At 69.1% G+C, this 25,182-nt stretch carries 27 protein-coding genes and 1 riboswitch; of the genes, 19 read left to right on the top strand and 8 right to left on the bottom strand.

Annotation, left to right across the window (positions count from 1 at the left end; all coding sequences use genetic code 11):
• Window positions 1-2: 2 nt before the first annotated feature.
• The gene (locus ACLM5J_RS00470; protein WP_413654036.1) at window positions 3-509 is read left to right on the top strand and encodes a LytR C-terminal domain-containing protein; all 507 of its coding nucleotides are present in this window, start codon (window positions 3-5) and stop codon (window positions 507-509) included.
• On the opposite strand, the gene otsB is transcribed toward ACLM5J_RS00470, so the two are convergent.
• Window positions 497-1,342 (bottom strand): trehalose-phosphatase, encoded by an 846-nt coding sequence (gene otsB / locus ACLM5J_RS00465; protein ID WP_413654035.1) that lies wholly within the window; start codon window positions 1,340-1,342, stop codon window positions 497-499. The two genes, ACLM5J_RS00470 and otsB, sit on opposite strands and share 13 nt — an antisense overlap.
• An 83-nt stretch (window positions 1,343-1,425) precedes the next feature.
• Window positions 1,426-1,569: riboswitch (SAM riboswitch) on the top strand.
• Window positions 1,570-1,578: 9 nt separating this feature from the next.
• Here otsB and thrC point away from each other — a divergent pair.
• Window positions 1,579-2,856 (top strand): threonine synthase, encoded by a 1,278-nt coding sequence (thrC, locus tag ACLM5J_RS00460; RefSeq protein WP_413654034.1) that lies wholly within the window; start codon window positions 1,579-1,581, stop codon window positions 2,854-2,856.
• A gap of 7 nt (window positions 2,857-2,863) precedes the next feature.
• Here the strand turns inward: thrC and ACLM5J_RS00455 are convergent, their stop codons facing one another.
• Together ACLM5J_RS00455 and ACLM5J_RS00450 are read right to left on the bottom strand one after the other, a co-directional pair.
• On the bottom strand, window positions 2,864-3,277 hold the full coding sequence (locus tag ACLM5J_RS00455; protein WP_413654033.1) for a hypothetical protein: 414 nt from the start codon (window positions 3,275-3,277) through the stop codon (window positions 2,864-2,866).
• Window positions 3,278-3,325: 48 nt separating this feature from the next.
• Window positions 3,326-4,135 carry a helix-turn-helix transcriptional regulator gene (locus tag ACLM5J_RS00450; protein ID WP_413654032.1) on the bottom strand — a complete coding sequence of 270 codons (810 nt, stop codon included), beginning with the start codon at window positions 4,133-4,135 and terminating at the stop codon, window positions 3,326-3,328.
• Window positions 4,136-4,195: 60 nt separating this feature from the next.
• Here ACLM5J_RS00450 and ACLM5J_RS00445 point away from each other — a divergent pair, with 60 nt between their 5' ends.
• The 6 genes from ACLM5J_RS00445 to ACLM5J_RS00420 all read left to right on the top strand — a co-directional run bounded on the left by ACLM5J_RS00445 (window position 4,196) and on the right by ACLM5J_RS00420 (window position 9,387).
• Window positions 4,196-5,215 carry an ABC transporter substrate-binding protein gene (locus ACLM5J_RS00445; RefSeq protein ID WP_413654031.1) on the top strand — a complete coding sequence of 340 codons (1,020 nt, stop codon included), beginning with the start codon at window positions 4,196-4,198 and terminating at the stop codon, window positions 5,213-5,215.
• Complete coding sequence (locus ACLM5J_RS00440; RefSeq protein ID WP_413654030.1) at window positions 5,212-6,045, top strand: siderophore-interacting protein; 834 nt, start codon at window positions 5,212-5,214, stop codon at window positions 6,043-6,045. Before ACLM5J_RS00445 ends, ACLM5J_RS00440 begins: the two co-directional genes overlap by 4 nt.
• On the top strand, window positions 6,045-7,058 hold the full coding sequence (locus ACLM5J_RS00435; RefSeq protein ID WP_413654029.1) for a FecCD family ABC transporter permease: 1,014 nt from the start codon (window positions 6,045-6,047) through the stop codon (window positions 7,056-7,058). Before ACLM5J_RS00440 ends, ACLM5J_RS00435 begins: the two co-directional genes overlap by 1 nt.
• Window positions 7,055-8,074 carry a FecCD family ABC transporter permease gene (locus ACLM5J_RS00430; protein ID WP_413654028.1) on the top strand — a complete coding sequence of 340 codons (1,020 nt, stop codon included), beginning with the start codon at window positions 7,055-7,057 and terminating at the stop codon, window positions 8,072-8,074. Before ACLM5J_RS00435 ends, ACLM5J_RS00430 begins: the two co-directional genes overlap by 4 nt.
• On the top strand, window positions 8,074-8,847 hold the full coding sequence (locus tag ACLM5J_RS00425) for an ABC transporter ATP-binding protein (protein ID WP_413654027.1): 774 nt from the start codon (window positions 8,074-8,076) through the stop codon (window positions 8,845-8,847). The genes ACLM5J_RS00430 and ACLM5J_RS00425 overlap by 1 nt, the downstream gene beginning before the upstream one ends.
• Window positions 8,848-8,913: 66 nt before the next feature.
• A complete protein-coding gene (locus ACLM5J_RS00420) occupies window positions 8,914-9,387 on the top strand; it encodes a TlpA family protein disulfide reductase (protein WP_413654026.1) in 474 nt (157 codons plus the stop codon).
• A gap of 19 nt (window positions 9,388-9,406) precedes the next feature.
• On the opposite strand, the gene ACLM5J_RS00415 is transcribed toward ACLM5J_RS00420, so the two are convergent.
• Window positions 9,407-10,168 (bottom strand): class I SAM-dependent methyltransferase, encoded by a 762-nt coding sequence (locus ACLM5J_RS00415; protein ID WP_413654025.1) that lies wholly within the window; start codon window positions 10,166-10,168, stop codon window positions 9,407-9,409.
• Window positions 10,169-10,294: 126 nt separating this feature from the next.
• On the opposite strand from ACLM5J_RS00415, the gene ACLM5J_RS00410 reads away from it, so the two are divergent.
• Both ACLM5J_RS00410 and ACLM5J_RS00405 read left to right on the top strand, forming a co-directional pair.
• A complete protein-coding gene (locus tag ACLM5J_RS00410) occupies window positions 10,295-11,599 on the top strand; it encodes a hypothetical protein (protein WP_413654024.1) in 1,305 nt (434 codons plus the stop codon).
• A gap of 2 nt (window positions 11,600-11,601) precedes the next feature.
• Window positions 11,602-12,324: a CatB-related O-acetyltransferase gene (locus ACLM5J_RS00405; RefSeq protein ID WP_413654023.1), complete on the top strand. Its 723-nt coding sequence runs from the start codon at window positions 11,602-11,604 to the stop codon at window positions 12,322-12,324.
• 111 nt (window positions 12,325-12,435) lie between these two features.
• Here the strand turns inward: ACLM5J_RS00405 and ACLM5J_RS00400 are convergent, their stop codons facing one another.
• Window positions 12,436-13,296 carry a TylF/MycF family methyltransferase gene (locus tag ACLM5J_RS00400; RefSeq protein ID WP_413654022.1) on the bottom strand — a complete coding sequence of 287 codons (861 nt, stop codon included), beginning with the start codon at window positions 13,294-13,296 and terminating at the stop codon, window positions 12,436-12,438.
• Window positions 13,297-13,402: 106 nt separating this feature from the next.
• Here ACLM5J_RS00400 and ACLM5J_RS00395 point away from each other — a divergent pair, with 106 nt between their 5' ends.
• Window positions 13,403-14,602 (top strand): hypothetical protein, encoded by a 1,200-nt coding sequence (locus tag ACLM5J_RS00395; protein ID WP_413654021.1) that lies wholly within the window; start codon window positions 13,403-13,405, stop codon window positions 14,600-14,602.
• Here ACLM5J_RS00395 and ACLM5J_RS00390 read toward each other — a convergent pair whose 3' ends face one another.
• Window positions 14,603-15,658 carry a glycosyltransferase gene (locus ACLM5J_RS00390; RefSeq protein ID WP_413654020.1) on the bottom strand — a complete coding sequence of 352 codons (1,056 nt, stop codon included), beginning with the start codon at window positions 15,656-15,658 and terminating at the stop codon, window positions 14,603-14,605.
• A gap of 104 nt (window positions 15,659-15,762) precedes the next feature.
• Here ACLM5J_RS00390 and ACLM5J_RS00385 point away from each other — a divergent pair, with 104 nt between their 5' ends.
• Window positions 15,763-16,569, top strand: coding sequence for a class I SAM-dependent methyltransferase (locus ACLM5J_RS00385; protein WP_413654019.1), 807 nt, complete (start codon window positions 15,763-15,765; stop codon window positions 16,567-16,569).
• A 72-nt stretch (window positions 16,570-16,641) separates the two neighbouring features.
• Here ACLM5J_RS00385 and ACLM5J_RS00380 read toward each other — a convergent pair whose 3' ends face one another.
• Window positions 16,642-17,625, bottom strand: a complete 984-nt coding sequence (locus tag ACLM5J_RS00380) for a GDP-mannose 4,6-dehydratase (protein WP_413654018.1) — start codon at window positions 17,623-17,625, stop codon at window positions 16,642-16,644.
• Window positions 17,622-18,596: a GDP-mannose 4,6-dehydratase gene (gene gmd / locus ACLM5J_RS00375; RefSeq protein WP_413654017.1), complete on the bottom strand. Its 975-nt coding sequence runs from the start codon at window positions 18,594-18,596 to the stop codon at window positions 17,622-17,624. The genes ACLM5J_RS00380 and gmd overlap by 4 nt, the downstream gene beginning before the upstream one ends.
• 173 nt (window positions 18,597-18,769) lie before the next feature.
• Between gmd and ACLM5J_RS00370 the strand changes: the two genes are divergently transcribed.
• From ACLM5J_RS00370 to ACLM5J_RS00340, 7 genes are read left to right on the top strand one after another with little or no spacing between them, the layout of a single operon-like run.
• Entirely contained in the window at window positions 18,770-19,744 is a 975-nt protein-coding gene (locus tag ACLM5J_RS00370; RefSeq protein WP_413654016.1) for an NAD-dependent epimerase/dehydratase family protein, read from the top strand.
• A gap of 4 nt (window positions 19,745-19,748) precedes the next feature.
• Window positions 19,749-21,026, top strand: a complete 1,278-nt coding sequence (locus ACLM5J_RS00365) for a glycosyltransferase family 4 protein (RefSeq protein ID WP_413654015.1) — start codon at window positions 19,749-19,751, stop codon at window positions 21,024-21,026.
• A gap of 34 nt (window positions 21,027-21,060) precedes the next feature.
• Window positions 21,061-21,774 carry an acyltransferase gene (locus ACLM5J_RS00360; protein WP_413654014.1) on the top strand — a complete coding sequence of 238 codons (714 nt, stop codon included), beginning with the start codon at window positions 21,061-21,063 and terminating at the stop codon, window positions 21,772-21,774.
• Between the two features lie 40 nt (window positions 21,775-21,814).
• Window positions 21,815-22,666 carry an SAM-dependent methyltransferase gene (locus ACLM5J_RS00355; RefSeq protein ID WP_413654013.1) on the top strand — a complete coding sequence of 284 codons (852 nt, stop codon included), beginning with the start codon at window positions 21,815-21,817 and terminating at the stop codon, window positions 22,664-22,666.
• A gap of 37 nt (window positions 22,667-22,703) precedes the next feature.
• Window positions 22,704-22,955, top strand: coding sequence for a phosphopantetheine-binding protein (locus ACLM5J_RS00350; RefSeq protein ID WP_413654012.1), 252 nt, complete (start codon window positions 22,704-22,706; stop codon window positions 22,953-22,955).
• Window positions 22,952-24,316 carry an AMP-binding protein gene (locus tag ACLM5J_RS00345; RefSeq protein WP_413654011.1) on the top strand — a complete coding sequence of 455 codons (1,365 nt, stop codon included), beginning with the start codon at window positions 22,952-22,954 and terminating at the stop codon, window positions 24,314-24,316. The genes ACLM5J_RS00350 and ACLM5J_RS00345 overlap by 4 nt, the downstream gene beginning before the upstream one ends.
• The gene (locus ACLM5J_RS00340; protein ID WP_413654010.1) at window positions 24,313-25,053 is read left to right on the top strand and encodes an SDR family NAD(P)-dependent oxidoreductase; all 741 of its coding nucleotides are present in this window, start codon (window positions 24,313-24,315) and stop codon (window positions 25,051-25,053) included. Before ACLM5J_RS00345 ends, ACLM5J_RS00340 begins: the two co-directional genes overlap by 4 nt.
• Window positions 25,054-25,182: the final 129 nt, after the last annotated feature.

Genomic DNA, 25,182 nt, shown 5'->3' with positions numbered 1-25,182 from the left:
GCATGCGGTTCCTCCCCGCCAAGCCCCGCGATGAGGCGGGTGTCGCGCTGCCGTCCCCGGTGGTCCTGCTGAGCGTGGTCGCCGTCGCGATGGCGGCGGTCGCCTTCGTCGTCACCGGCGACAACGAGCCCGACGCCGCCGTCAACGTGGCCAAGGAGCCGACCTCGTCTCCGAGCGTGGAGGCCCCGGTGACGCCGGAGCCCACGCCGGTCAAGAAGAAGCCCGCGATCAAGCGTGGCGAGGTCTACGTCGAGGTCTACAACAACTCGAACATCTCGGGTCTTGCCGGCCGGGTCGCCAGCAAGGTCGACGGCGCTGGATGGAAGGTCGTCGGGTCGGACAACTGGCGCGGCAGCATCCCTGCCTCGACCATCTACTACCCCGAGCGGCTCGCCCGCGCGGCGAAGGTGCTCGGCAAGGACCTCGGGATCAAGCGGCTGAAGCCCGCCGTCGCGCCGATGCGGCTCGACCGGCTCACCGTGATCCTGACGCCCGACTACACCGACTGAGCGACGACGTCGCTGACGAAGCGGCGGAGGAACTCGATCACGCCATCCGGCCCGGCGACGCAGAGGTCGGCGCGCTCGCGCAGCGCGCTCTGCTCGGCTGAGGTCGAGCAGACCAGGAGCGTGGCCAGGCCGGCCGCGCGCAGCTCGTCGACCGCGTCGTAGGCGGCCAGATCACCCAGGTCGTCGCCGGCGAAGAGGAACCCCTCGGCGGCACTGGTCGCGGCCAACGAGCGGACCGCATCGCCCTTGTCGACGCCGGGTGCCCTGACCTCCAGGACGTTGCGTCCCGGCTCGACCACGAGGTGGTGCCGATCGGCGAGCGTGGTGACCGGCCCGGCCAGGCGGCTGAGCGCCTCTGCCGGATCGCTCATCCGGCGGGTGTGCAGCGCAACGCCCAGCCCCTTCTCCTCGACGAACGCCTCTTGGGCGCCGGCGGTCCTCAGTAGAGCCGGAATCTCGGCGAGGAACGAGGCGAGCCCGCTCGGCGGACGGGGCGCGATCACCCGGCGTGCCGTCGAGGACCAACGCTCGGCGCCGTACTGGCCGAACACCTGCAACTCGCGATCCCGGCCGGCCAGCACATCCCCGACGGCGTCGAAGCCGCCGAGCGCGACGGCTTGGCGAGCCGGGCGGCCGGTGATCACCGCGACGGTGCCCACGGCGCTGGCGAGCTCAACCAGGAGGGCCGGTGCGTCGGGGTGGATGCGGGCCTGTGCCGGGTCGTCGACGATCGGGGAGAGCGTGCCGTCCATGTCCAGGCCGACCACGCTGCGGGCAGCCGCGCGGACCAGGGCGGTGTAGCGCTGGTGGCCTGCGGGGGAGATGAACTCCATGGTCCTACCCAACCAGAAGTCGGTGCTGTCCGAATCGCGGGCCGGGTGTACGCATGTTGAGACAGTGCCGTACTGTGGGGAGCAGCTCATCGAGAGGGACTGAGGGATACGGCCCGAAGAAGTCCCGGCAACCGCCACGAATACCCCTGGATCGCACCTGCGGACCAGTCGTGGAAACGGTGCCAATTCCGTCCTGGTTGCGAGAGTCGCTCCAGGGAAGATGAGGAGGAGGACTCATGAGCGCTGTGACCACTGAACCAGCTACCGCCGACGCAGGTCTGCGCCCGGGAGCGTTCGGCAACGCCGTCGCCCTCTCCTGCCGCGAGTGCGGCCACCGCCTCGACCTCGGCCCGTTCTACGCGTGTCCGGAGTGTTTCGGCCCCCTAGAGATCGCCTACGAGTTCCCCTCCGTCACCCGCGAGGAGATCGAGGCCGGCCCGGCCAACATCTGGCGCTACAAGGCGCTGCTGCCGGTGCCGAGCGACATCGAGCAGAGCCCCAACATGGAGCCCGGTTTCACCCGGCTGCTCAAGGCCCACAACCTTGGTGCCAGCCTCGGTATCGAGAACCTGTGGGTCAAGGACGACTCCACGAACCCGACCAACTCCTTCAAGGACCGGGTCGTCGCCTGCGCGCTGAGCGCCGCCCGCGAGCTGGGCGCCAAGGTCTTCGCCTGTCCCTCGACCGGCAACCTGGCCAACGCCGTCGCCGCTGCCGGTGCCCGGGCCGGCATCAAGACCGTGGTCTTCATCCCGGCCAACCTGGAGAAGCCCAAGCAGGTCAACTCCGCGGTCTACACCGACTCGTTGGTCGCCGTCGACGGCAACTACGACGACGTCAACAAGCTTGCGCAGGAGATCGCTGCCGAGGAGGACGGCTGGGCGTTCGTCAACGTCAACGTCCGCCCGTACTACGCGGAGGGCTCCAAGACCCTCGGCTACGAGATCGCCGAGCAGCTCGGTTGGCGTCTGCCCGACCAGGTCGTCATCCCGGTCGCCTCCGGTTCGCAGCTGACCAAGGTGCACAAGGCTTTCCAGGAGCTGATCAAGCTCGGCCTCGTCGAGGACAAGCCGGTCAAGATCTTCGGTGCCCAGGCCACCGGCTGCTCGCCGGTCTCGGTCGCCTACAAGGCCGGCGTCGACGCGATCCGCCCGGTCAAGCCCGACACCATCGCGAAGTCGCTGGCGATCGGCAACCCCGCCGACGGCATCTATGTGCTCGACATCTGCCGGGAGACCGGTGGAGCGGTGGAGGACATCACCGACGACGAGGTGCGCGCCGGCATCCTGCTGCTCGCCCGCACCGAGGGCATCTTCACCGAGACCGCCGGCGGTACCACCGTCGGTGTGTTGAAGAAGCTCGTCGAGACCGGCCAGCTGGACACCTCGCTCGAGACCGTCGTGATCAACACCGGCATGGGCCTCAAGACCCTGGACGCCGTCTCCGACCAGGTCGGTCCGGCTGCCACCATCGCCGCGAACTACGACGCGTTCGTGGAATCCGGCATCGTCTGACAGCCGGTCAGCCGACTGCGTGCCACCCCTCGGGGATGGGCTCGCCCTTGCGCACGCAGTCGGTCCGCGGGTCGTTCGGGTCGCCGCGCACCGGCTCGACCTCGACCCAGCCCCATCGGTCGGTGCAGGACAGCGGCCGATTGCCGAACGGATCCCAGTGGGCGCCCTCGGGTAGTGGGGAGCCCTCCTTCGCACAGGCACTGCCCCCTTCGTCGTAGACGTAGGGGGCTTCGCCGTCCGAGCACTGCCATTCGTCCAGAAATGGTGTTCCGCTGACGGCGAGGTAGCCGACGTAGCCACCGATGAGCAGGAGCGGCGAGGCGAGCACGGTGATCAGGCCGACCCACCACCAGGTGGAGTGTCCTCGTCGTGGCGGCTGCGACGGGTGCGACGGCGCGGGGAACGGCGGCGGGGTGCTCATACCTACATCCTGCTGGGTGTCGCGCATCGAGGGCATGAGCCCTGCTACTCATCCGCCCCGGTTGGCGAGGAACCGCTTGGGGCTGGAACCGAACTCCTTGCTGAAGGCGGCGATGTAGGCCGACGGACTGCCGTAGCCGACCCGGTGCGCCGTCTCGGTGACCGAGGCGTGCGGCAGCAGTGCCAAGGAGGCGTGCAGTCGGGTCCGGGTGCGCCAGTCGCTGAACGAGGCGCCGAAGCTTCCTTGGAAGCTTCGCTGGAGGGTCTTGGTGCTGACATGCATCCGGTCCGCCCAGGTGGCCAGGTCGGTGTTGTCGGCGGGATCGTGCAGGATCGCCCGAGCCACCTCGCGGGCCGGTCCTTTCGGAGCCGTGGCATGTGTGAGGGTGCCGCGGCGGTCGGCGTTGGCCGCCAACCGGCTCAGGATCTGCTGCCGCGCCTCAAGCCCTGCCGCCGAGGAGAGGCCGGGGCGGGAGACCTTCTCGAGCAGGCCTCCCAGTTCGGCGTCGACGTCGAGGACCGCCGCGCTGTGCGCGGTCAGTTCGTCGGGGGCGCGGCGGATGCAGACCCGGATCACCGTCTGTACGTCGAAGCCGCTCACCTCGGCGACCACCCCTTTACGTACCCAGATGCACTGATCGGCGGCGGCGAAGTGGGTGGCGCCGCCGCGGCGCACGCTGAGCGCGCCATTGGGGGAGTGGAAGAGCTGGTGGACGAGATCGTCGCGGTACTCGGGGAAGTCGGGAACCGCGCGTCCGGTCGGGTAGCGCAGTACCAGCATGCCGTCGGGCTCGCCGAGGCCGTAGCCCTGGTCTTCGACGACGATCTCGCCGAGTTCGCTGGCAGTGTGCCCTGTCACCGACATCTTCTGTCCCTCTCTCGACACCTCCGTTGCATTGGCAAGGCTTACCTTACTTGCATGCGACTTTCACCTGTACTCCGTCGTGCCCTGGCCGGTTCTGCGGCTCTCGTTCTGGCCGGGTCACTGAGTGCCTGCTGGGCCGATGACGACGACAAGGCCGACTCCCAGAGCGGCGAAACCCGGGTCGTCGTCGACGACACCGGCAAGGAGATCACCATCCCGGCCACTCCGGAGAAGGTGATCGCCACCGGGTACGCGGTCCCGGCGCTGCTCGAGGTCGACGCGCCACTGGTCGGCATCTCGGAGTGGTCGCGCGGTCTCAACCTGATGACCGACGAAGATCGCACCAGCTACGACGAGCTCGACAAGGTCGCCGGCGAGAGTGCCGCGTCCACCAACTACGACGCCATCGCCGAGCTCGAACCGGACCTGATCATCATCGGTGTTCCGCAGCCCGCCGTGGTCGACCTCAACCTCGACCGGCTCAAGCAGATCGCCCCGGTCGTCCAGCTCGGCCCGTCGCGACCCGACAAGTGGAAGGAGCTCAACGCCAAGCAGGCTGATGCCGCCGGCATGAGCGCCAACCTCGAAGAGAACAAGGCCGCTTACGAGGCCAAGGCCGCCGAGCTCACCGCGAAGTACACCGACGTCCTCGACGGCGTCCGGTTCGGTCACGTCGGCGGATACGGCGACGTCTCGGCAGGTAACTTCCAGCGTGAGTTCGCCGGCTCGTGGGGCACCAATATCGCCACCGACATCGGCGTCACCTACTACGGCGAGGTGAAGAAGGCCGAGGGCGGCAGCAGCGACGTCTCGGAGTACCCCGCGATCGAAGAGCTCCCCGCCAGCCTCGGCGAGGCCGATGTGATCACCTACTCCGTCGAGGACTCCGGCAAGCCGGGCGCCGCGGTGCAGTACGTGCTCGACTCGCCGCTGTTCAAGAACCTGGCCGCCGCGAAGAGCGGGCTCACCGTGCCGTTCAAGTTCACCGAGGCGGCCACCTACGCCACCGCGATGACCACCCTCGACGAGATCGACAAGGCGTTCGCCCAGGCCTTCGCCGAGGACCTCAAGTGACCGACCGCACCAACCCCGGGCCCAAGGTCGCCGCCCACCAGGACGGCGGCCGAGGGACCACCCGGGTTCCCTACCCTGTCGGTATCAACCGCGGAGTGGTCACCCGTCGTGAGCTGGTGACGCCGCACATGCTGCGGATCACCATCGCCGGCGAGGAACTGCGCCGGATGATCAGCCACCAGGCCGACGACCACGTCAAGGTGCTCTTCGCCTTCCCGGACGGGAGCCGCAACGATCCCGCGCAGAACGCCGAGCTCTCCCTCGACTGGGTCAAGCCCATCCCGCCCAGCCGGAAGTACACCCTGCGCCGTGTCGACACCGCGGCCGGTGAGATCGACCTCGACTTCGTGGTGCACGACGGTGGCTTCGCAGCCGAATGGGCGCGCGCCGTCCAGGTGGGCGACGAGGCGGTCGTCGCCGGGCCGCCCGGGTCGGTCGTCTTCCCCCACACCTACCGGCACTACGTGCTGGTGGCCGACCCGACCGGTCTGCCCGCGCTGGCCCGTTGGCTGGACGAGGCAGACTGGATCGCGGCTCGCGGCGTCACCGTGCAGGTGATCGTCGAGATCGACCATGCCGAGGAGGCGCAGTACCCGCTCGCCCAGTCGGCCGGCGTCAGTGTCCGCTGGCTCCCGCGCGCCGAAGGCAGCCAGCTCGACGCGGCCCTGCGGGAGTTGGAACTCGGCGACATCGCTGCCGAGGACGTCTTCGTCTTCGCCGCCGGTGAGGCCACCGATCTCAAGGCAGTCCGCCGGTTCGCCAAGGAACGCGGCTATGACGCCCTGGTCACCGGCTACTGGAAGCGCGGCGTCGCCGACCTCGACGAGTGATGGGCTCCACCGCAACCGAGGCACCGACCGTCTCACCGCTGCGCGGCGTCACCGTGCTGGCCGGTGGGCTGGTGCTGTTGGCGATCTGCGCCGCCGTCAGTCTGCTGGTGGGCAAGGGAGACGTCTCGCTCCCGCAGGCGTGGGCGGCGCTGGTCGCCCCTGATCCTGCCGACTCGGCACACATCTCGGTGCGCACGATCCGGGTGCCGCGCACCTGGCTGGCGATCCTGGTCGGTGCCGCACTCGCGGTCTCCGGGGCGTTGATCCAGGTGTTGACCCGCAACGCTCTGGCCGAGCCCGGTCTGCTCGGGGTCAGCGCCGGGGCGTCGTTCGGTGTGGTGGTGATCAGCATGGTGACCAGTCCCGGACAGACCTGGGTGCTCGTCGCCGCCCTCGCCGGGGCGACGGCGGCCGCGCTGATCGTGCTGACCGTGGGCCGGGGCGACCCTCTACGGCTGATCCTGGCCGGTACCGCACTCAGCGCGGTGCTGATGGGCTGGAGCCTGGCGATCCGGATCCGCAGCACCAGCGCTTTGGACGCACACCGGTACTGGTCGGTCGGCTCGCTCGCCGGGCGCGAGCAGACGGCGCTGCTGCTCCCGTCGGTGGTGCTGTTGCTCGCCTTGGTGGTCGCGGCGCTGCTGGTCCGACCGCTCTCCGCGCTGAGCCTGGGCGACGACGTCGCCAGCGGCCTCGGCGTCCCGGTGGCGCGGACCCGGGTGGCCACCGCGGTGACCGCGACAGCTCTGGCAGCTGTCGCCACGGCGGTTGCTGGCCCGATCGTCTTCGTCGGCCTGATCGTTCCGCACCTGGTCCGCCAGGTGGTGCCGGCCTCGGTCGGCTGGTTGGTCGGGCTCTCCGCGCTGCTCGGACCGGCTCTGCTGCTGGTCTCCGACATCCTCGCTCGGGTGGTGCTCCCGACCGGTGACATGCCGGTCGCGGTGGTGACCGCGGTGATCGGGGGACCCGTGCTGATCTGGGTCGTGCGCCGCTACGGGGTGAGCGAACTATGAGGACGCTCGCCGTACCGGTGGCGCCCGGCCGCTCGGTGCTCGTGGAGCGCCGGTCCGTACTGATCTCGGTGCTGCTCGCGGCGCTGGTGGTGCTCACCGGCTTCGCCGGGCTCTGCTTCGGCAACGGCTGGGACCGACCCGCCGACGTCTGGTCGGCCCTCTCCGGGGGAGGGCCGATCCAGATCTCCGTCACCCAATGGCGGATGCCACGGGTGGTGGCGGCGGTGGTCTTCGGCGCCGGGCTCGGAGCGGCCGGTGCGATCTTCCAGAACCTGACCCGGAACCCGCTCGGCTCACCCGACGTGATCGGACTGGACGCAGGTGCCTACACCGGTGTCCTGGTCGCGATGACGGTGATCGGCGTGACCGGCGAGGGCGCGGTGATGGTCGGCGCGCTGATCGGCGGCCTCTCCGCGGCGCTGCTCATCCAGCTGTTCGCCTGGGGGCGAAGCTTCTCCGGGCTGCGGCTGATCGTGATCGGGATCGCCGTCGGCGCGGTGCTGGCCGCGGTCAACTCCTGGCTGGTGCTGCGCGCCGAACTCGACGTCGCGATCGCGGCGACCTTCTGGAATGCCGGCTCCCTGGCCGGACTCGACTGGGTCGACATCGACACACCCGTCTCTCTCATCCTGGTGCTCTTGGCGGCGTTGGTCGTGGTGGCCCGGCCGATGCATCAACTCGCCTTCGGCGACGACCTGGCACGGACGACGGGCGTCTCGATGCGGCCGGTGCAGATCCTGCTCGTCGGGATCGGCGTCACCTTGACCGCCACGGTCACCTCGGTGGCCGGACCGATCGTCTTCATCGCCTTGGCCGCGCCGCAGATCGGACGACGGCTGGTCGGTGTGGCCGGGGTGCCGCTGCTGCCCGCAGCGCTCACCGGCGCCCTGCTGCTCTGCGGCTCCGACCTGGTGGCGCAATGGATCTTCGCGCCCGTCGCGCTTCCGGTCGGCGTCGTCACCACCGCCGTCGGCGGTGCCTATCTCTTGTGGTTACTCGTCAAGGAGGTCCGCTGATGACGCGGCTCGAAGCCCGCGGACTCACCCTGGGCTATCAGGACACCACGGTCGTCGAAGGGCTGGACCTGACCATCCCGGACGGTGCCTTCACCGCTGTGGTCGGTGCCAACGCCTGCGGTAAGTCGACCCTGCTCCGCGCCCTGGCCCGGTTGCTGGAGCCACGCGCCGGGGAGGTGCTCCTCGACGGACGGCCGCTGCGCTCGTGGAAGGCGCGGGAGTTCGCTCGGGAGGTCGGCTTCCTGCCTCAGTCGGCGACGGCCCCCGAGGGGATCCGGGTCGAGGCGCTGGTGCGGCGGGGGCGCTACCCGCATCAGTCCCTGCTCGGCATGTGGTCCTCAGGTGACGCCGACGCGGTCGCAGCGGCGCTGGCCGACGCCGGGGTCGGTGACCTCGCCGACCGCGCGGTCTCGGACCTATCGGGCGGTCAACGCCAGCGGGTCTGGATCGCGATGGTGCTGGCCCAGCAGACTCCCTACCTGCTGCTGGACGAACCCACCACGTTCCTCGACATCGCCCACCAGTATGAGCTGCTTCGGCTCTTGCGACGCCTCGCCGACCAGGGCCGGACCGTCGTGGCGGTGTTGCACGACCTGAACCAGGCCTGTCGCTTCGCCGACCACGTGGTGGCCATGCGAGCCGGCCGGATCGTCGCCTCGGGCGCACCGGGGGAGGTGGTCACCGCCGCCCTGGTCGAGGAGGTCTTCACGATGCCGTCGGTCGTGGTCCCGGACCCGGTCAGCGGGACGCCGATGGTGGTGCCGGGGCTGTGACGCCGGTGCCGGGGCTGTGACGCGGGGTGCCGGGAATGCCGCGCCGGGCACGTAGGTTGACTCTCCGTGACTGGATTGATCGTGCTGGTGGTGACCCTCGCCGTCGTGGCGCTCTTCGCGGCCTGGCGGGCGAAGACCGACGGACGGTTCCGCAGCCGTGCCTCGGGCGCCCCGACCGCCGCTGTCGAACCGAGCCCGGATCCGAACGAGTTCGAGGTGCCGACTGCCGTGCCGAGCCTGCTCGCCGAGACCTCGTTCGACGCCTCCCGCGGTGAGCGGGCGACCCTGGTCCAGTTCTCGACCGCCTTCTGTGCCCCGTGCCGGAGCACTCGCCGGATCCTCGACGAGGTGACCGAACTGGTCCCCGGCGTGGCTCATGTCGAGATCGACGCCGAGTACCACCTGGAGCTGGTCCGCAAACTCGGTATCGTCCGCACACCCACCACGATCGTGCTCGACGCGGACGGCGCCGAGCACACCCGTGCGGTCGGGGCACCGACCAAGGCCCACGTCCTCGCCGCGCTCGGCGAGGTGGTCTGAGCTCTCCGCGGAGCTCGCTTCAGCCGCGCTGGACGAAGACCATCAAGGTCGGTGCCAACGCCGGCGGGGTCAACCGGTCCAGCAACTGCGCCGCCCGCCAGGCCGGCACCGACGAACCGAAGTAGGTCGGCTCGGAGGCGTGCCCGTAGACGACCACCTTGTGCGGCGGCGCGAACAGCCGACGCAGCTCGCGGCGGGTGTTCATGTGGTACTCGACCGGGAACACATCCATCGCTTTGCGGCCGGGCTGAAGACGCGACAAGACCTTCGTGTGCAGGTGATTGGGCACCGCCCGCGCACCCAATCCGATCAGGCCCCACTTGTTCGGCGTCCGGGCTGCCAGCCAGCCGCCGGGCTTGAGAACCCGCATCATCTCCGCAGCCACGCCCGGGGCGTCCGCCTCGGTGATGTGCTCCAGCACGTAGTCGGCAAGGACCAGGTCGTAGGTGGCGTCCGGCCAGGGCAGCGGTTCACCCGGGGCGAGCACCTTGGCCTCGGCCAGGGTCGGGTTGGTGGTGACCACCGGGTCGACGTCGACGCCGTCCACCTGAGCCACCCGCTCGTGGAACGAGCGGAGTCGGCGCGACGCCTCCGGGAGCGGTTCATGCGCCCACTGGCCGCGGCCGGCACCGAAGTCGAGGACCCGTGAATCCTCGTCCAGTAAGGCGTTCAGCCGGGTATAGAACTCGACGAATCCGTCGTAACGGCTGAATCCACCGACGGTCGACTCGGGGTAAAGCCGGGCCAGCGTGGGCTGGGGCTCGAAGCTGGCTGGAGACACAGGGTGGACCCTAGGGCTGGCTGCGCGCGGTTGGCAAGGAGTTCGGCGAACCCCGTAGCGGCTGACGGTTGACGTCGTTGGTTCGAGCAGGGGCGCACCTGGTGCCCGGCGAGCGAGGTGGCGACGGTGAGCAGGACAGCGGGACGGCGCCTCTCCGTCGTTGCTGCCGACCAGGCGGTCTCGGCCGCCTCCAGCCTGCTGGTCACCTTGATCGCGGCGCAGTTGCTCGACGTCGCGGCGTTCGGTCTCTTCGGCCTGATCTTCATCTGCTTCGTCGCGGCGCAGGGCGTCCTCCGTGCCTGGGTCGGCGAGCCGACTCTGCTGCACCACGACGACGCCGTCGCAGCGCCCGGACCGATGCTGAGCGCCGCTGTCGCTCTGGCCGGATGCGTCGGTGTGGTACTCGCCGCGGTCGGCGCGGCTACCTGGAGTTGGCATGCGGAGGTCGGCCAGAGCCTGGTCCTGATCGGCGTCCTGATGCCGGCCCTCACCTTGCAGGACTACGGCCGCTTCCTGGGCTTCGCCCAGCATCGGCCACAGCAGGCTCTGGCGCTCGACCTGCTCCGGGTGGCGCTTCTGGTGGTTGCCGCGTTCGCCGTCTGGCGGGCCGAGGCCGGTGTGGTCTGGCTGGTCGCGGCCTGGGCGGGTTCCGGCGCTGGTGCCGGACTCTTGACCCTGGTCCACCAGCGCGTCCACCTGGCTCGACCTTCGCTGCGTTGGCTGCGGAGCAGTTGGTCGTTCTCCTGGCGCTACCTCTTGTCGTTCGCGGCGACCCAGGGTGCGGCGTTGGCGACCACGGTGGCGATCGCCGGGATCGGTGGGGCCGCAGATCTCGGCGCGGTGCGCGGCGTGCTGCTGCTGACCGGCCTCTTCACCATGGTGCAGGCAGCCTTCATGGCGGCCGGGGTCGCCGAGGTGGCGGCGTCGCCGGAGGATCGGGGGCTGGTCCGCGGCACGGTGCGCAAAGGCACCTTGCTGATGGGTGTGATCGCGGCGCTCAACGGCGTTGTCCTGTTGAGCATTCCCACCGGCATCGGCGAGCTCATCCTTGCCGATACCTGGGCCAGCGCCGAGCGTCTCTTCGTCCCTGCCGCGCTGCACCTGCTCGCGCTCGGCATGATCACCGGCGTCCGCTCCGCCCTGATGGGGCGGCGCGCGATCCGGGTGACGATGGTGATCGACGTGGTGAGCACCATCGCGATGCTGGCCGCGGTGATCGTCGGCGTCACCGTGAACGGTGCCCTTGGTGCCTGGTGGGCGTTGGCCTGGGTCCAGGTCGCCGTGGCCGCCGCCTGGTGGCTGATCTATCTCGCCCATATCCGGAGCTTCGCTCCGGTACCGCCGCTCGACGCGGCGGCCGCACGACCGACGACCGCGGTTCGATCCGAACCGGTCGAACCGGCAATGACCTCATCGATAGGAGACCACTAGTGGTGCGTTCGTTCCTCCGCTTCGTCTACTACCTGCTGCGTCGGGTGCACGACGAGGCGATCGGCATGCACAACGCTGAGTTCAAGCGGATGGAGAAGGCCGGTCGGGTCACCGTCGGCCCGCACACCCGGGCGTATCAGGTGCCGATGATCAAGAGCTTCATCCACGACGACACGAAGCTGACCCTGGGGGACTACTCCTCGCTCTCGTCGGAGGCGGTGGTCTATCTCGGCGGTAAGCACAAGATCGACGCCGTCACCACCTATCCGCACCGCATCCTGTGGGGTATGGACGGCGCCGGGCAGGACGGTTTCCCGACCCCGACCGGCGACACCTTCATCGGCGCGGACGTCTGGCTCTGCCCGGGCTCCCACGTGATCTCCGGCGTCCGGATCGGCCACGGCGCGATCATCGGAGCCGGCTCGGTGATCACCCGTGACGTCCCCGACTACGCGGTCGTCGGCGGCAACCCGGCGAAGGTGATCCGCTACCGGTTCAGCGAGGAGCAGATCCAAGCCCTGCTGGAGATCCGCTGGTGGGACTGGCCCCGCGCCGAGGTGGAGAAGGCCGTCCCGTACCTGGCCAGCCAGGACATCGACGCCTTCATCGGCTACGCCCGCGACGTGCTCGCCAAGCGCCCCGAGATCCTGCCTCCGGCCACCCCCGAACCCCGCCGCACCGAGGCCGAACACATCGCGGAAGCCCTCGCCCGGCACGGTGGATAACTCGAACACCACTTCGTGACTCACAGATAGTCCCTGACGAAAAGCCCCTGAAAACGACGTTTTCAGGGGCTTTTCGTTCGGGACTATCTCGACGGGGCTGTGGAAAAGGCTTCAGAAAGCCTTGCGCCAGTAGGCGCCGAAGTCGTCGATCGGGACGATCTCCTCGGTGATGTTGTGCTGGGCGCGGTAGTCGTGGATCGCCTGGCCGGCCTGGGACGCATGGCTGCCGAAGTCGTCGATGATCAGGAAGCCGCCGGGGGAGAGCTTCGGGTAGAGCACCTCGATCGCCTGGATCGTCGACTCGTACATGTCGCCGTCCAGGCGGGCGACGGCGAGCTGGTTCAGCGGAGCCACCGGGAGGGTGTCCTTGAACCAGCCGACCAGGAACTCCACCTGGTCGTCGAGCAGGCCGTAGCGCTCGAAGTTGTGTCGGACCTGCTGCACGCCGACCGCCAGACCGTCCCACAGGTGGTGGGTGTCGCCGGCGTCGGCGGCGTAGACGGCCGCGTTGGGCTTCGGCAGGCCCTCGAACGAGTCGGCCACCCAGACCTTGCGGTCGGTGACCTCGTGCGCCTTCAGGATCGAACGCATGAAGATGCAGGCGCCACCGCGCCAGACACCGGTCTCGATCAGGTCGCCCGGGACGCCGTCAGCGATCACGGTCTCGACGCAATGTTGGATGTTGTCCATCCGGCGCAACCCGATCATCGACTCCGCACGCGACGGCCAGTCCAGGCCGTTGGCCCGCTGCTGAGCGTCGTAAGGGCGTTTGTAGGCGACCTCCAGGTTGAACCGAGACGCCAGGCGACCGGCAGTATGGCCGGCTCGTTTGAGCACGGAGCCGGTTCCTCGGCTACGTGCCCCGCCCAGCACCGTGTCGTTGTCTTCCGCCAGGGCGCCCGTGAGGCTGCGCTTGATCAGGTCCAAGTACAGGTCTCGCGCCGCGGTCATCGCCGCTTCATTGGTTGGCACGGCGCTGAGGCTAGCAGCGAAGAAACCAGCATGGGGAGGGTTTTGCTGGGTAGTCTTCCCACGCATCGCATCGGATGACGCACCTGCCCCTGCGTAAGGATCGAAGATGACAGAAACCGCCTACTGCACGATTCTGTCGACGAACTACCTGCCGAAGGCGCTGGCGCTGGCTGAGAGCCTGCGCCGCCACGAAGGCGAGTTCTCGTTGACGATTCTGCTCACCGACGCCCGGTCCGCCGACCAGCTCCCGGTGATCCCCGCTCTGCCCGGAGTCGAGGTGGTCGGAACCGATGTCCTGGGCCTCCCCGAACGGGAGTTGCTCCACCTCGCCACCATCTACGACCTGGTCGAGTTCGCGACGGCGGTCAAGCCGTTGCTGCTCAAGAGACTGCTCCAGACCAGTGGGGCCGCTGCCTACCTCGATCCGGACACCTACCTGACCGCGCCGATGGTCGAGCTGCCGATCGACCTCGCCGCCACCGAGGGCGGGATCCTGCTGACGCCGCACTTCCTGGAGCCGGTCACCGACCCCAACGCCATGCTGCAGGAGGGCCACCTGCTCAACGTCGGCGTCTTCAACCTCGGGTTCTGCGCCGTCGACCGGCGGGCGATCGGCTTCCTCGACTGGTGGTGGGGGCACCTGGAGCGCGAATGCCTCTGGGACCCGATCTCCGGGCTCTTCGTCGACCAGAAGTGGGTCGACATCGGCGCCACGCTCTTCCGCGCCGGTGCCTGGCGCCACGCGGGCTACAACGTCAGCGTCGCCAACCTGCACGAGCGCCCTATCGCGGTCGACGACGAGGGGCTCTTCGTCTCGAGCACCAAGGACCGGCTCCGGCTCTTCCACTTCCACGCCTTCGACACCGCGCACCCCGAAGAGCTCTCCACCCGGTTGATCGGTTCCACCTCGCACCTGCGCGAGCAGTCGCGCACCCTGGACGCGCTCTGCCGGGAGTACGCCGAGATCGTGATGCGGTACGAGGCCCAACTGGCCAAGGCTCCGCGCTACGCCTACGCCGCGGACACTGCCGGCAAGCCGCTGTCACGGCAGTTGCGCCGGGCCTACCGCCTCAATCTCGAGGACGACGCATCGTTGCCGGTGCCGTTCTTGGCGCAGGAGGCAGAGGCCTGGGCCGCGTGGCGTCGGGGCGCCTGGCGGACCGAGGCCAAGGAGCTCGCCGGCGACGCCGTCAAGTCGATCCGGTTGGTGCTGCCCGAGGAGTACGGGCGGATCAAGAAGCGGCTACCGGGTGTCTCGTCGAAGCTGAAGGCGAAGCTGGTCCGCAACCAGGGGATCTGGCACTGATCAACGCCCGAGCGTGGCTCGGGTCTGCTCGACGGTGCGCTGCCAGGTGAAGCTGGCGGCGTGCCGTCGAGCACTTTCCAGGTGCTGCACGTCGTAGGCACAGGCGCGCTGGACGGCGTCGAGTAGTTCGGCGGCTGACCAGCCTTCGGCGACCGCGGCCCAACCGCCAGCGACCTCCTGGGTGGCGGGCTCCGGGCCGATCACCACCGGTACCGAGGCCAACATCCCTTCCAGGACAGGGAGCCCGAACCCCTCGAACGAGGAGGGGAAGACGATCGCGGAGGCGTCAGCGAGTGCGTCGGCGAAGGCGGCGTCGTCGAGGTAGGGAGCCATCGTCACCTGGTCGCCGACGCCGTGCTCGACGGCGCGCGCAGTCAGCCGTTCCCGGTCGCTGCCGGTGCCGACGAGCAGCAGCTCAGGAACCTCGACCCCGGTGGCGGTGGCCAACGCCCACGCGGCGAGCACCAGGTCGGGGTTCTTGTTGGTGTGGTGGGCGAAGGCGACCGCCGGACCACGGTGGGGACGAAACTCCTGCTGAGGCACGTGGTCGGCCCCGTGGTGCACCACGCTGCTCGGCGTGGCGGTCATCTGCGGGTGCAGGCGGTGCAGGTCGTCGAGGCTCCGCTGGGAGACCGAGACGATGTGGTCGGCGAGCCGGTAGGCACGTCCGTAGGCGAGCGCGCGGACCAGTCGGCGTCCGCGGCTGAACTGCTCGGGGCGGAGTTCGTGGCGCAGGTCGTGGACCACGACGGTCAACGGCACGCCGGGATGGCGCAGACTGGTGTTCGGCAGGGTGGCCAGGACGGCGTCGGCGCCGGTCTCGGCGACCAGGCGCCGGATCGCCAGCGTGTGCACCAACGGTCGGGCCACGATGTCGGGGCCGGGGATGGCCAGTTCCCGGCGTCGGTGGCTGCCGGTGGGCAGGTCGCTGCCCACGGGGACGAGCACGGTCAGCTCGTCGTCCGGGTAGGCGATCTCCCAGGCGGCGAGGAGCTGTTCGACGTAGGTGCGGATGCCCCCGAACTCCGCGGCCAGGGCTTCGACGAGCACCTTCATGGCCCGGAGTTTAGCCACGTCGCCGGTTGCTATGTGCAGGGAAAACCAGATCGGATCGGCGATTGCCACACGGCATGGCCGTGCCGGGTGTCACACTGTCGCGCGTGAGTGACGAACGACAGGTGGTCAAGGCGCAGGACGATGCGCACGGGGTTGGTCACGACTACGTGAAGGGCTCGCCGCACCTGCGGCACGCCGCTTTGCGTGGCGACATCGAGGCCCGGCTGGAGCGGCTGGTCAAAGCCGCGATCGCCCGGACCGGCCGGTGCCACGTACTGGAGATCGGCGCCGGACACGGCACCTTCACCCAGACCCTGGTCGACGCCGGCGCGGAGGTCACCGTGACCGAGGCGAGCCAGGCGAGCGCCGACCATCTCCGCCAGGCCTTCGCCGGCGACAACCGGGTCGAGGTCGTCTACGACGAGGTCGGCGACGGCGTCCTGTCCGGGACGGGGAGCTGGGACCTGGTCGTGATGATCAGCGTCATCCACCACATCCCGGACTACCTGGACTTCCTGCGTCGGCTGCAACCGCGGATCAGCGAGGGTGGCGCCTTCTTCTCGGTCCAGGACCCGCTCTTCTACCCGCGCCGGAGCAAGCTGTCGCACCTCGCCAGCCGCGGCTCCTACTTCGCGTGGCGCCTGGCCCAGGGCGACTACCGGCGCGGCATCGCGACCCGGGTCCGCCGACTGCGCGGCGTCTACGACGAGACTGCCGAGTCGGATCTGGTCGAGTACCACGTGGTGCGCGAAGGCTGCGACGAGGAGGCGATCCGCCGTCAGCTCGCCGAGCACTTCGACGTCGAGATCTTCACCTACTGGTCGAGTCAGGGCCCGTTCTTCCAGCGGCTCTTCGCCGGCACCGGTCTGCGTTCTGACTTCGGCGTCGAGGCTGTCGCCAACCGCGCCTGAGCCATTGGCGATGCGCCGGTTCGGCGCGTGCGCCTGACGGTTCGGCGCGTGCTAGTGACGGTTCGGCGCGTGCTAGTGACGGTTCGGGAGGTAGCTGGGGGACTCCTCGACGCCGCTCTCCAGACGGGTGAGGTCGGCCATCACCATCTGGTCGATCACGGTCGCCAGCGGTGTGGAGGCGCGCCAGCCCAGGGCCTGTTCGGTCCGGGCCAGCTCGGCGGGCGGCGCGGCCAGGACCGAGGTGTCGCTGGGCCGGACCAAGGTCGCGTCGTGGGTCAGGTACTGCGTGGCGTCGCCGAGACCCGCAGCCGTGAAGGCCAGCTCCAGGACGTCGTGCAGGGTGTGCAGGACACCGCTCGCGAGGACCAGGTCGGTGGGCTGGTCGGCGTCGAGCATCAGCGCCATCGCCGCCACCAGGTCGGCGGCGGCCGACCAGTCGCGGGTCACCTCCAGGTTGCCCAGGGTCACGCTCTCGGCTCGGCCGAGCGCGATCTCGGCGGCGGCGCGGGTGATCTTGCGGACCACGAACCCGCGACGGCGCAGCGGGCTCTCGTGCGGGTGCAGGACGCCGGCGCAGGCGAAGAGCCCGTGCTGTTCACGCGCGTCCATCACCGCGGCGGTGGCGGCGGCCTTCGCCAGCGCGTAGGGGCTGTCGGTGGCGTGACCGTGCTCCTCGGCCGACGAGGCCTGGAAGTAGCGGGTATCGGTGCCGGTCCGCGCGCGGTGGACCAGGACGGCGTCGAGTTGGGCGAGCACCGCGTCCTGGTTGAAGGCGCGGGTCCGTTCCGGGTCGGCCCAGCTCGAGCCGACCGACGTGTGTGCGGCGAGGTTGTAGATCCGGTCGGGGGCGACACTCGCCAGCAGCGCGGCGAACCCCGCGGCGTCGGTCAGCTCGTGCTCCACCACCTCGACGCCGTCGAGGTAGACCGTCATCGCGGCACGCTGCGGGCTCTGCGGACGGACCGTGCCGACGACGCGGTCGCCGCGAGCGAGCAGCGCCCGGGCCAACAGGACGCCGTCCTGCCCGGTGACGCCGGTGATCAGGTGGGTCGTCACCGCTGGATCAGACGACCGAGTTGCTCGATGTCGGTGTCCACCATGATCCGGGCCAGTTCGGGGGCGTGCACCTTCGCCTCCCAGCCCAGCACCTCTCGGGCCCGGGACGGATCGCCGATCAGGGCGTCGACCTCGGTCGGCCGCTCGTACTGCTGGTCGTAGGTGACGTGCTCCTCCCAGTTCAGGCCGGCGTGGGCGAAGGCGGCGGCGCAGAACTCCCGCACCGTGGTGCCGACGCCGGTGGCAAGAACGTAGTCCTGCGGCTCGTCGTGTTGGAGCATCCGCCACATGCCTTCGACGTACTCCGGCGCGTAGCCCCAGTCCCGGACGGCTTCGAGGTTGCCGAGCACCAGCTTGTCGGTGACGCCGTGCACGATCGCCGCGACCCCGAGGGTGATCTTGCGGGTCACGAAGCTCTCGCCGCGGCGCGGCGACTCGTGGTTGAACAGGATCCCGGAGACGGCATAGAGGTCGTAGGCCTCGCGGTAGTTGACGGTCACCCAGTGCGAGTACAGCTTCGCGGCACCGTAGGGCGAACGCGGGTAGAACGCGGTGCCTTCGCTCTGCGGCGGCGGGGTCGCGCCGAACATCTCGGAGGTGGACGCCTGGTAGAAGCGGCAGTCGATGTTGGCGGCACGGATCGCCTCGAGCAGTCGCAAGGTGCCTACCGCGTCGGTCGAGGCGGTGTACTCCGGCATCTCGAAGGAGACCTTGACGTGGCTCTGCGCGCCGAGGTTGTAGACCTCGTGCGGCTCGATCGCGCGGACCAGGTTCACCAGGCTGACGCCGTCGGTGAGGTCGCCGTAGTGCAGGTGCAGGTTCGGGTCCTGGTGCAGGTGGTCGATCCGGCTCCGGTTGAGCGTCGAGGAACGCCGGACTAGACCATGTACCTCGTAACCCTTCGCGAGCAGAAGCTCGGTCAGATATGAGCCGTCTTGACCGGTGATCCCGGTGATGAACGCGCGCTTCACGTGCTCTGCTCCTTGCTCCCCGGCCGCCCTGTGCCGCCCTGCAAACCTGGTGAGCATAGCCGTTCGTGACTTTCCTAACGCCGGGTTCGTGACCCCCCGCCATTTCCGTCGTTTGTCCTGCAGTGAGGCGCCCGTCGAGGAACGGGGCTCGGTGACGATTCTGGAGGTGCGCAGTGGGAGTCGACGTTCTGGTAGCCGGTGGCGGCGGATTCATCGGTGGGCACCTGGTCGCTGACCTGCTGCGTCAGGGCAAGAGTGTGCGTTCGGTCGACGTCAAGCCGACCTCGGAGTGGTACCAGGTTCACCCCGACGCCGAGAACGTCGTCGCCGACCTGTCCCTGCTGGACAACGCGATGGCACAGACCCGCGGAGCCGGTGAGGTCTACATGCTCGCCGCCGACATGGGCGGGATGGGGTTCATCGAGAACAACAAGGCGTTGTGCATGCTCACGGTGCTGACCAGCACCCACATGCTGCAGGCCGCTCGCGAGCACGACGTGCAGCGTTACTTCTACTCCTCCAGCGCCTGTGTCTACGCGGCCGACAAGCAGACCGACACCGACATCACCGCTCTGCGTGAGGCCGACGCCTACCCGGCGATGCCCGAGGACGGCTACGGCTGGGAGAAGCTCTTCACCGAGCGGATGTGTCGCCACTTCGAAGAGGACTTCGGGCTGACCACGCGGATCGCCCGCTACCATAACGTCTACGGGCCGAACGGCACCTGGACCGGCGGCCGGGAGAAGGCGCCGGCGGCGGTCTGCCGCAAGGTGGCCACGGCGGTACTGACCGGCGACTACAAGGTCGACATCTGGGGCGACGGTGAACAGACCCGCAGCTTCATGTACATCGACGACTGTGTCCAGGGCAGCCAGATGATCCTGCGCGGCGACTCCAACGCCCCGGTCAACCTGGGCAGCGACGAACTGGTGAGCATCAACCAGCTCTACTCGATCGTCGAGGAGATCGCCGGAATCTCCTGTGAGCGCACGTACCTGCTCGACGCGCCGCAGGGGGTCCGCGGCCGGAACTCCGACAACACCCAGATCCTCGACACCTACGGGTGGGCGCCCTCGATCTCCCTGGCAGATGGCTTGGCGAAGACCTACGCGTGGGTCTACGACGAGGTCAAGCGGTCGATCGGCTGATGGCGTGAAGATCCTCGTCCACGACTACTCGGGCCACCCGTTCCAGGTCGAGCTCAGCCGCGAGCTCTCGCAGCGCGGCCACGACGTCACGCACTCCTGGTGCGAGGCGCACGTCTCCGGCAAGGGACACCTGCGCGCCGAGGCGGGGGAGTCGCTGACCTTCTCGCCGATCGGCGTGGGCGAGGTGATCGACAAGCTCTCCTTCGGTTCCCGGCTGATCCAGGAGTTGCGCTACGGCGTCCAGTTGGCCCGGCAGACCCGGAAGCTGCGCCCCGACGTCGTCCTGGTCGGGAACGTGCCGATCCCGATGCTGGTGGTCTTCGCCGCCTTCCTGATGGTTGCCCGGGTGCCGTGGGTGCACTGGCAGCAGGACGTCCAGTCTGTTGCGGTGCGTTCGTTCGCGGGACGTCAGCTCTCCCGGGCCTTCATCCTGGTCGCCGCAGTGCTGGCCGCCGGTGAGCGGTGGTGCACCCGCAGGGCGCGGCACACCGTGGTGATCGCCGACTCCTTCATCGACGTCCACCGGCAGTGGGGCACCGAGCAGAAGGCGACGGTGATCTCGAACTGGGCGCCGCTCGACGAACTGGTGCCGACGGCGCGGGACAACGCCTGGGCCAAGGAGCACGGCACCGATGGTGTCCCGACGCTGCTCTACTCGGGAACGCTCGGCCTCAAGCACAACCCGGCGCTGTTGGTGGCGTTGGCCGCCCAGGTGCGGTCTGCCGGAACACCGGTCCAGCTCTGTGTGGTGACCGAAGGCCCGGCCGGCGAGGTGCTGCGCAGCGAGTCCGAGCGGCTCGACGTTCCCCTTACCCTGCTTGAGTTCCAGCCCTATGAACGTCTCTCCGAGGTACTCGGGGCCGGCGACATCCTGGTGGTGCTGCTGGAGAAGGACGCCGGTGCCTTCTCGGTGCCGTCGAAGACGCTCTCCTACCTGTGCGCCGGCCGCCCGGTGCTGGGCGTGATGCCGGGCGAGAACCTGGCCGCCCACCTGATCGACCAGGCTTCCGGGTGCGTCGTCGCACCCGAGGAGTCCGCGCTGGGTGAGGCAGCCGAGTGGGCGGCCTCGATGCTGGCCGATCCCGAGCATGCCGCGAAGGTCGGTGAACTGTCCCGGCAGTTGGCCGAGCGCGAGTTCGCCCTGGCCGGATGTGCCGACCGGTTCGAGCGGATCCTGTTCGGCGCCGCCGGCCGGACCGGCGAGCTGGTGGTCCGGCCGCGTGGCGAGGCTGGCAACGTCGCGGTGGCGATCGAGCAGACCGTCGCCAAGGTGCGGGCATGAACAGTGCCTGCCTCATCCCTGGCCGGAGGAGGGGATGAGGTCAGCGCTGCAGGTCCTGCTGGTGCTGCTCCCGGGTTCGCTGAAGCGGCTGGTCGCCCAACGCCTGCTGGGCTGGGAGATCCACCCGTCCGCCCACCTGGGCCGGAGTCTGATCCGGGTCGGGCGGTTGACGATGGGGCCGAACTCCAGCATCGGTCCGTGGAACGTGATCCAAGGGCTCGACGAGTTGCACCTCGCCGAGGGGGCCGCGATCGCGACCCGCAACTCGATCACCGGCATCCCGGGTACCTCGGGGATCTTCACCCACTCACCGAACCGTCGACCGGCTCTGGTGATGGGGCGGTTCTCGATGATCACCAATGCCCATGAGATCGACTGTTCGGACCTGGTCGAGTTCGCGGACTACGCGGTGCTGGCGGGGTTCCGTTCCCAGATCCTGACGCACAGCCTCAACCTGGTGCAGGACCGGTTCGTGACCGGCCCGGTCCAGCTCGGTGAGCACTGTGCGGTGATGTCGGGATGCACCATCCTGAGCGGGATGCAGGTCCCGCCCCGGACGATCATCTCGGCGGGTTCGGTGATCACCACCAAGCTCACTGCCGAGCACACCTTCTATCGCGGCAATCCGGCCGAGGCCGTCCGGGAGTTGCCGCCCACCTTGAAGTACTTCCACCGCGAAGGGCTGCAGCACCAGGTCGCCGCCGAGATCGAGGCCTGGAGCGCGGCCCGGGAGAGCAAGCGCCGGTGACGCAGTGCCAGCCGAACGAGACGAGCCGAGAGGTCGAAGGATGACGAGTACCAGCCACGGCACGCAGCCGGTGATCAACACCGAGCCGTCGCACCACTACGACCGGGTCCACGAGGCCTGGGAACTGTTGATGGGTGCGGAGTTCCACTACGGCTTCTTCGCCGATGCCCGGACCCCGTTGGCGGCAGCGACCGCCGCGCTGACCGAAGAGATGATCCGCCGCGCTCGCTTCGCGCCCGGCGATCGAGTGCTCGACGTCGGCTGTGGCACCGGGCGTCAGGCATGCGACCTCGCCGAACGTTTCGACGTCGAGTTGGTCGGCATCACCACCAGCGAGACCGGCGTGGACGCGGGGCTCCACCAGGCCGCCAACCGTGGCCTGGTCCAGGTCAGCTTCGAACAGCGCGACGGCACCGACAACAAGTTCCCCGACGCCTCCTTCGACGTGGTCTGGGTACTGGAGTCCTCACACCTGATGCGTGACCGCCGCGCGTTGCTCAGCGAGTGCGTCCGGGTCCTGCGCCCCGGTGGCCGGCTGGTGCTGTGCGACATCATCCGGCGCCGGGAGATCCCGTTCCTGGAAGTGCGTTCGCGGCGTCGTGAGTTCGGTGTTCTGCGGGCCGCCTTCGGCGACGCCCACATGGAGCCGCTCGCCGACTACGCGGAGACCCTGCGCGGCCTGGGGATGACCGTCCACGACGCCACCGACATCAGCGCCGAGACCCTGGGCACCTTCGCTGCCTGGCGGGCCAACGCGGAGACCTACCGCGACCAGGTGATCCAACTGATCGGTCTGGACAGCCTGGACGAGTTCGTCGAGGCGACCGAGATCTTGGAGCGGTTCTGGGGCGACGAGACGCTCGGATACGGCATCCTCTCCGCAACCCGTTGATCTGCTTCTGCCATCCCCATTGAGAAAAGGACCTGACGTGACCGCACAGCCCGAGAACATCCTCGCCCTGATCGGCGACTTCCTGCTCCGAGCCAGCAAGCCGCAGGAGGAGCTCTCCGCAACCACCAGCCTGTGGGCCGACGGCCTGGAGCTGGACTCGCTCGAGGCCGCCGAGCTCTCGGCGATGCTGGAGGACGCCTACGGCTCCGACCCGTTCTCGGTCGGTGCGACGATGCCAGAGACGGTCGCCGACGTGCTCGCCTTCTACGAGGCTCCTGCCACCGCATGATCGATCTGCTCGCGCGGGCGGCTGCCGCGACCCCCGACCAGGTGGCCGTGGTCACCGATCGCGGCGCCGCCACCTACGCCGAGCTTGCCGCCGACGCAGCCGCGGTCAGCGCGGCACTGACAGCGTTGGGGGTCGACCGGGTCGCGGTCGTGGAGTCGGATGCCCGGTTGGTCCTGGCGCTGTTGGCAGGTGCTGCCGCAGCAGGCGTCGAGGCATGCCAGTACCAACCCGATCTGGACCCCGACGAGTTCGCCGGTCAGGCGACGTCCAACGGGCATGTCCTCGTGTTGACCCGGCGCACCGACCTGGCCGGTCACCTGATCGACCCCGAGCAACTGGTCGATGCCCGCCCGCCGAGCACCGCCGACGTCGCGGGCTCAGCCGCTCAGTATCTGGTGATCCTGACCACCGGCAGTACCGGACGCCCGAAGGCGGCGCGTCACGACTGGCGGGTACTGGCGAGCCGCTTCGACGGCGCCCAGGCGGCTCCGGCGCAACGCTGGCTGCTGGCCTACGGGCTGCACCAGTTCGCCGGCATCCAGGTGCTGCTCCATGTCTTGGCCACCGGCGGCACCCTGGTCGCGCCGTTCCCGCGTCAGCCGCGCGACGGACTGCGGGCGCTGGCCGAACTCGGTGTCGACGCGGTCAGCGCCACCCCGACCTACTGGCGGTTCCTGCTGGCTCAGGCCCGCGCCGAGGCGGTGCAGATTCCGCCACTGAGCCAGATCACCCTGGGCGGTGAGGCGGCTCCGGCCGCGCTGCTGGCCCAACTGGGTGAGCTGTTCCCCGCGGCCCGGATCACTCACGTCTATGCGTCGACCGAACTCGGCTCGATCCTGGCGGTCAACGATGGTCAGGCAGGCTTCGCGGCGTCGTTGCTGCTGACGCCGGAGCGACCCGAGGCCCGGTTCAAGATCGTCGACGGCGAACTCTGGGTGCGGGGGAGTGCCGGCATGATCGGCTACCTCGACGACGCCGCCCAGGCTGTCGTCGCCGACGGGCCCTGGCGGGCGACCGGCGACCTGGTCGAGATCGTCGCCGACCGGGTGCATTTCCGTGGACGGGACTCCGAAGTGATCAACGTCGGCGGGGTGAAGGTGCATCCGCTGCCGGTCGAGGAGCGGGTCGGCGCCGTCGCCGGCGTGGCGATGGTCCGGGTCTACGGACGCGCCAACAAACTGACCGGCGCCATCGTGGCGGCCGAGCTGGTGCTCAGCGAAGGGGCGTCGGAGGACGACGTCCGGGCCGGGGTGCGGGACGCCGTCGCGGATCTTCCGCGGGCCTGGCAGCCGCGCAACCTGCAGTTCGTCGAGCAGATCAAAACAGTCGGATCGAAGACCATCAGAAGGGTGGAGGCGTGAGCGCAGGAACCGAGGCCCGGGTGGCCCTGATCACGGGCGGAAGCAAGGGCTTGGGCGCCGGGTTGGTGGACGCCTTCCTGGCCGCGGGTTACGTGGTGGAGAGCTGTTCCCGCTCCCGCACCGATCGGGTCGCGGCCTGGGAGAAGGAGTTCGGCGACCGGTTCGGCTTCGTCGAGGCCGACGTCTCGGTCTCCGCGGAGGCCGACGCCTTCGTGAAGCAGGCGGCTGCCCGCCGGGGCCGGATCGACGTCCTGGTGAACAACGCCGGGGTGGCGCCCGAGGGCGTGATCGGCCTCTTCAACGACGATGCGATCGACCGGGTGGTCGACCTCAACCTCAAGGGCAGTGTCTATGTGGCCCGGGCTGCGAGCCGGGTGATGTTGGCCCGGCGATCGGGCGCGATCGTCAACATCTCCTCGGTGGTGGGTCTATCGGGTTACCGCGGGCTCTCCGTCTACGGTGCGACCAAGGGCGCGCTCGACTCCTTCACCCGCGCGCTGGCCCGTGAGCTGGGCTCGCGGGGGATCACCGTGAACAGCGTCGCTCCGGGCTATCTGCGGACCGAGATGAGCCACGGGTTGGACCCGGAGCAGCTGGGCCAGATCACCCGGCGCACCCCGGTCGGTCGGCTCGGTGAAGCTGCTGACGTAGCGAGAGCGGTGCTCTTTCTTGTTGACCCCGCAAACACCTATGTGACCGGGCAGGTCCTGGTCGTCGACGGCGGCCTCACCTGCTGATCTCATTATTTGGGCGGGGTGTCCGAACTGCGAGACGGTGGTTTCGTGTTCGTGCACCCCGCCCTCTAATGTTTGCAGCATGTTCTCGACCATGCTGACCAAGCGACGCGCAGTGGATCACTGCCGCGT

This window comes from Nocardioides sp. Bht2 (genome assembly GCF_047308515.1).
In the GTDB taxonomy this organism is placed as follows: Bacteria; Actinomycetota; Actinomycetes; order Propionibacteriales; family Nocardioidaceae; genus Nocardioides.
This window is presented reverse-complemented; position numbering and strand designations above follow the sequence as displayed.

Coding starts and splice junctions, on each gene's coding strand:
- ACLM5J_RS00425 (WP_413654027.1), top strand. CDS start 8,074: ATGACGCGGCTCGAAGCCCGCGGACTCACCCTGGGCTATCAGGACACC.
- ACLM5J_RS00445 (WP_413654031.1), top strand. CDS start 4,196: ATGCGACTTTCACCTGTACTCCGTCGTGCCCTGGCCGGTTCTGCGGCT.
- ACLM5J_RS00435 (WP_413654029.1), top strand. CDS start 6,045: ATGGGCTCCACCGCAACCGAGGCACCGACCGTCTCACCGCTGCGCGGC.
- ACLM5J_RS00455 (WP_413654033.1), bottom strand. CDS start 3,277: ATGAGCACCCCGCCGCCGTTCCCCGCGCCGTCGCACCCGTCGCAGCCG.
- ACLM5J_RS00470 (WP_413654036.1), top strand. CDS start 3: ATGCGGTTCCTCCCCGCCAAGCCCCGCGATGAGGCGGGTGTCGCGCTG.
- ACLM5J_RS00355 (WP_413654013.1), top strand. CDS start 21,815: ATGACGAGTACCAGCCACGGCACGCAGCCGGTGATCAACACCGAGCCG.
- ACLM5J_RS00390 (WP_413654020.1), bottom strand. CDS start 15,658: ATGAAGGTGCTCGTCGAAGCCCTGGCCGCGGAGTTCGGGGGCATCCGC.
- ACLM5J_RS00395 (WP_413654021.1), top strand. CDS start 13,403: ATGACAGAAACCGCCTACTGCACGATTCTGTCGACGAACTACCTGCCG.
- otsB (WP_413654035.1), bottom strand. CDS start 1,342: ATGGAGTTCATCTCCCCCGCAGGCCACCAGCGCTACACCGCCCTGGTC.
- ACLM5J_RS00345 (WP_413654011.1), top strand. CDS start 22,952: ATGATCGATCTGCTCGCGCGGGCGGCTGCCGCGACCCCCGACCAGGTG.
- thrC (WP_413654034.1), top strand. CDS start 1,579: ATGAGCGCTGTGACCACTGAACCAGCTACCGCCGACGCAGGTCTGCGC.
- ACLM5J_RS00360 (WP_413654014.1), top strand. CDS start 21,061: ATGAGGTCAGCGCTGCAGGTCCTGCTGGTGCTGCTCCCGGGTTCGCTG.
- ACLM5J_RS00430 (WP_413654028.1), top strand. CDS start 7,055: ATGAGGACGCTCGCCGTACCGGTGGCGCCCGGCCGCTCGGTGCTCGTG.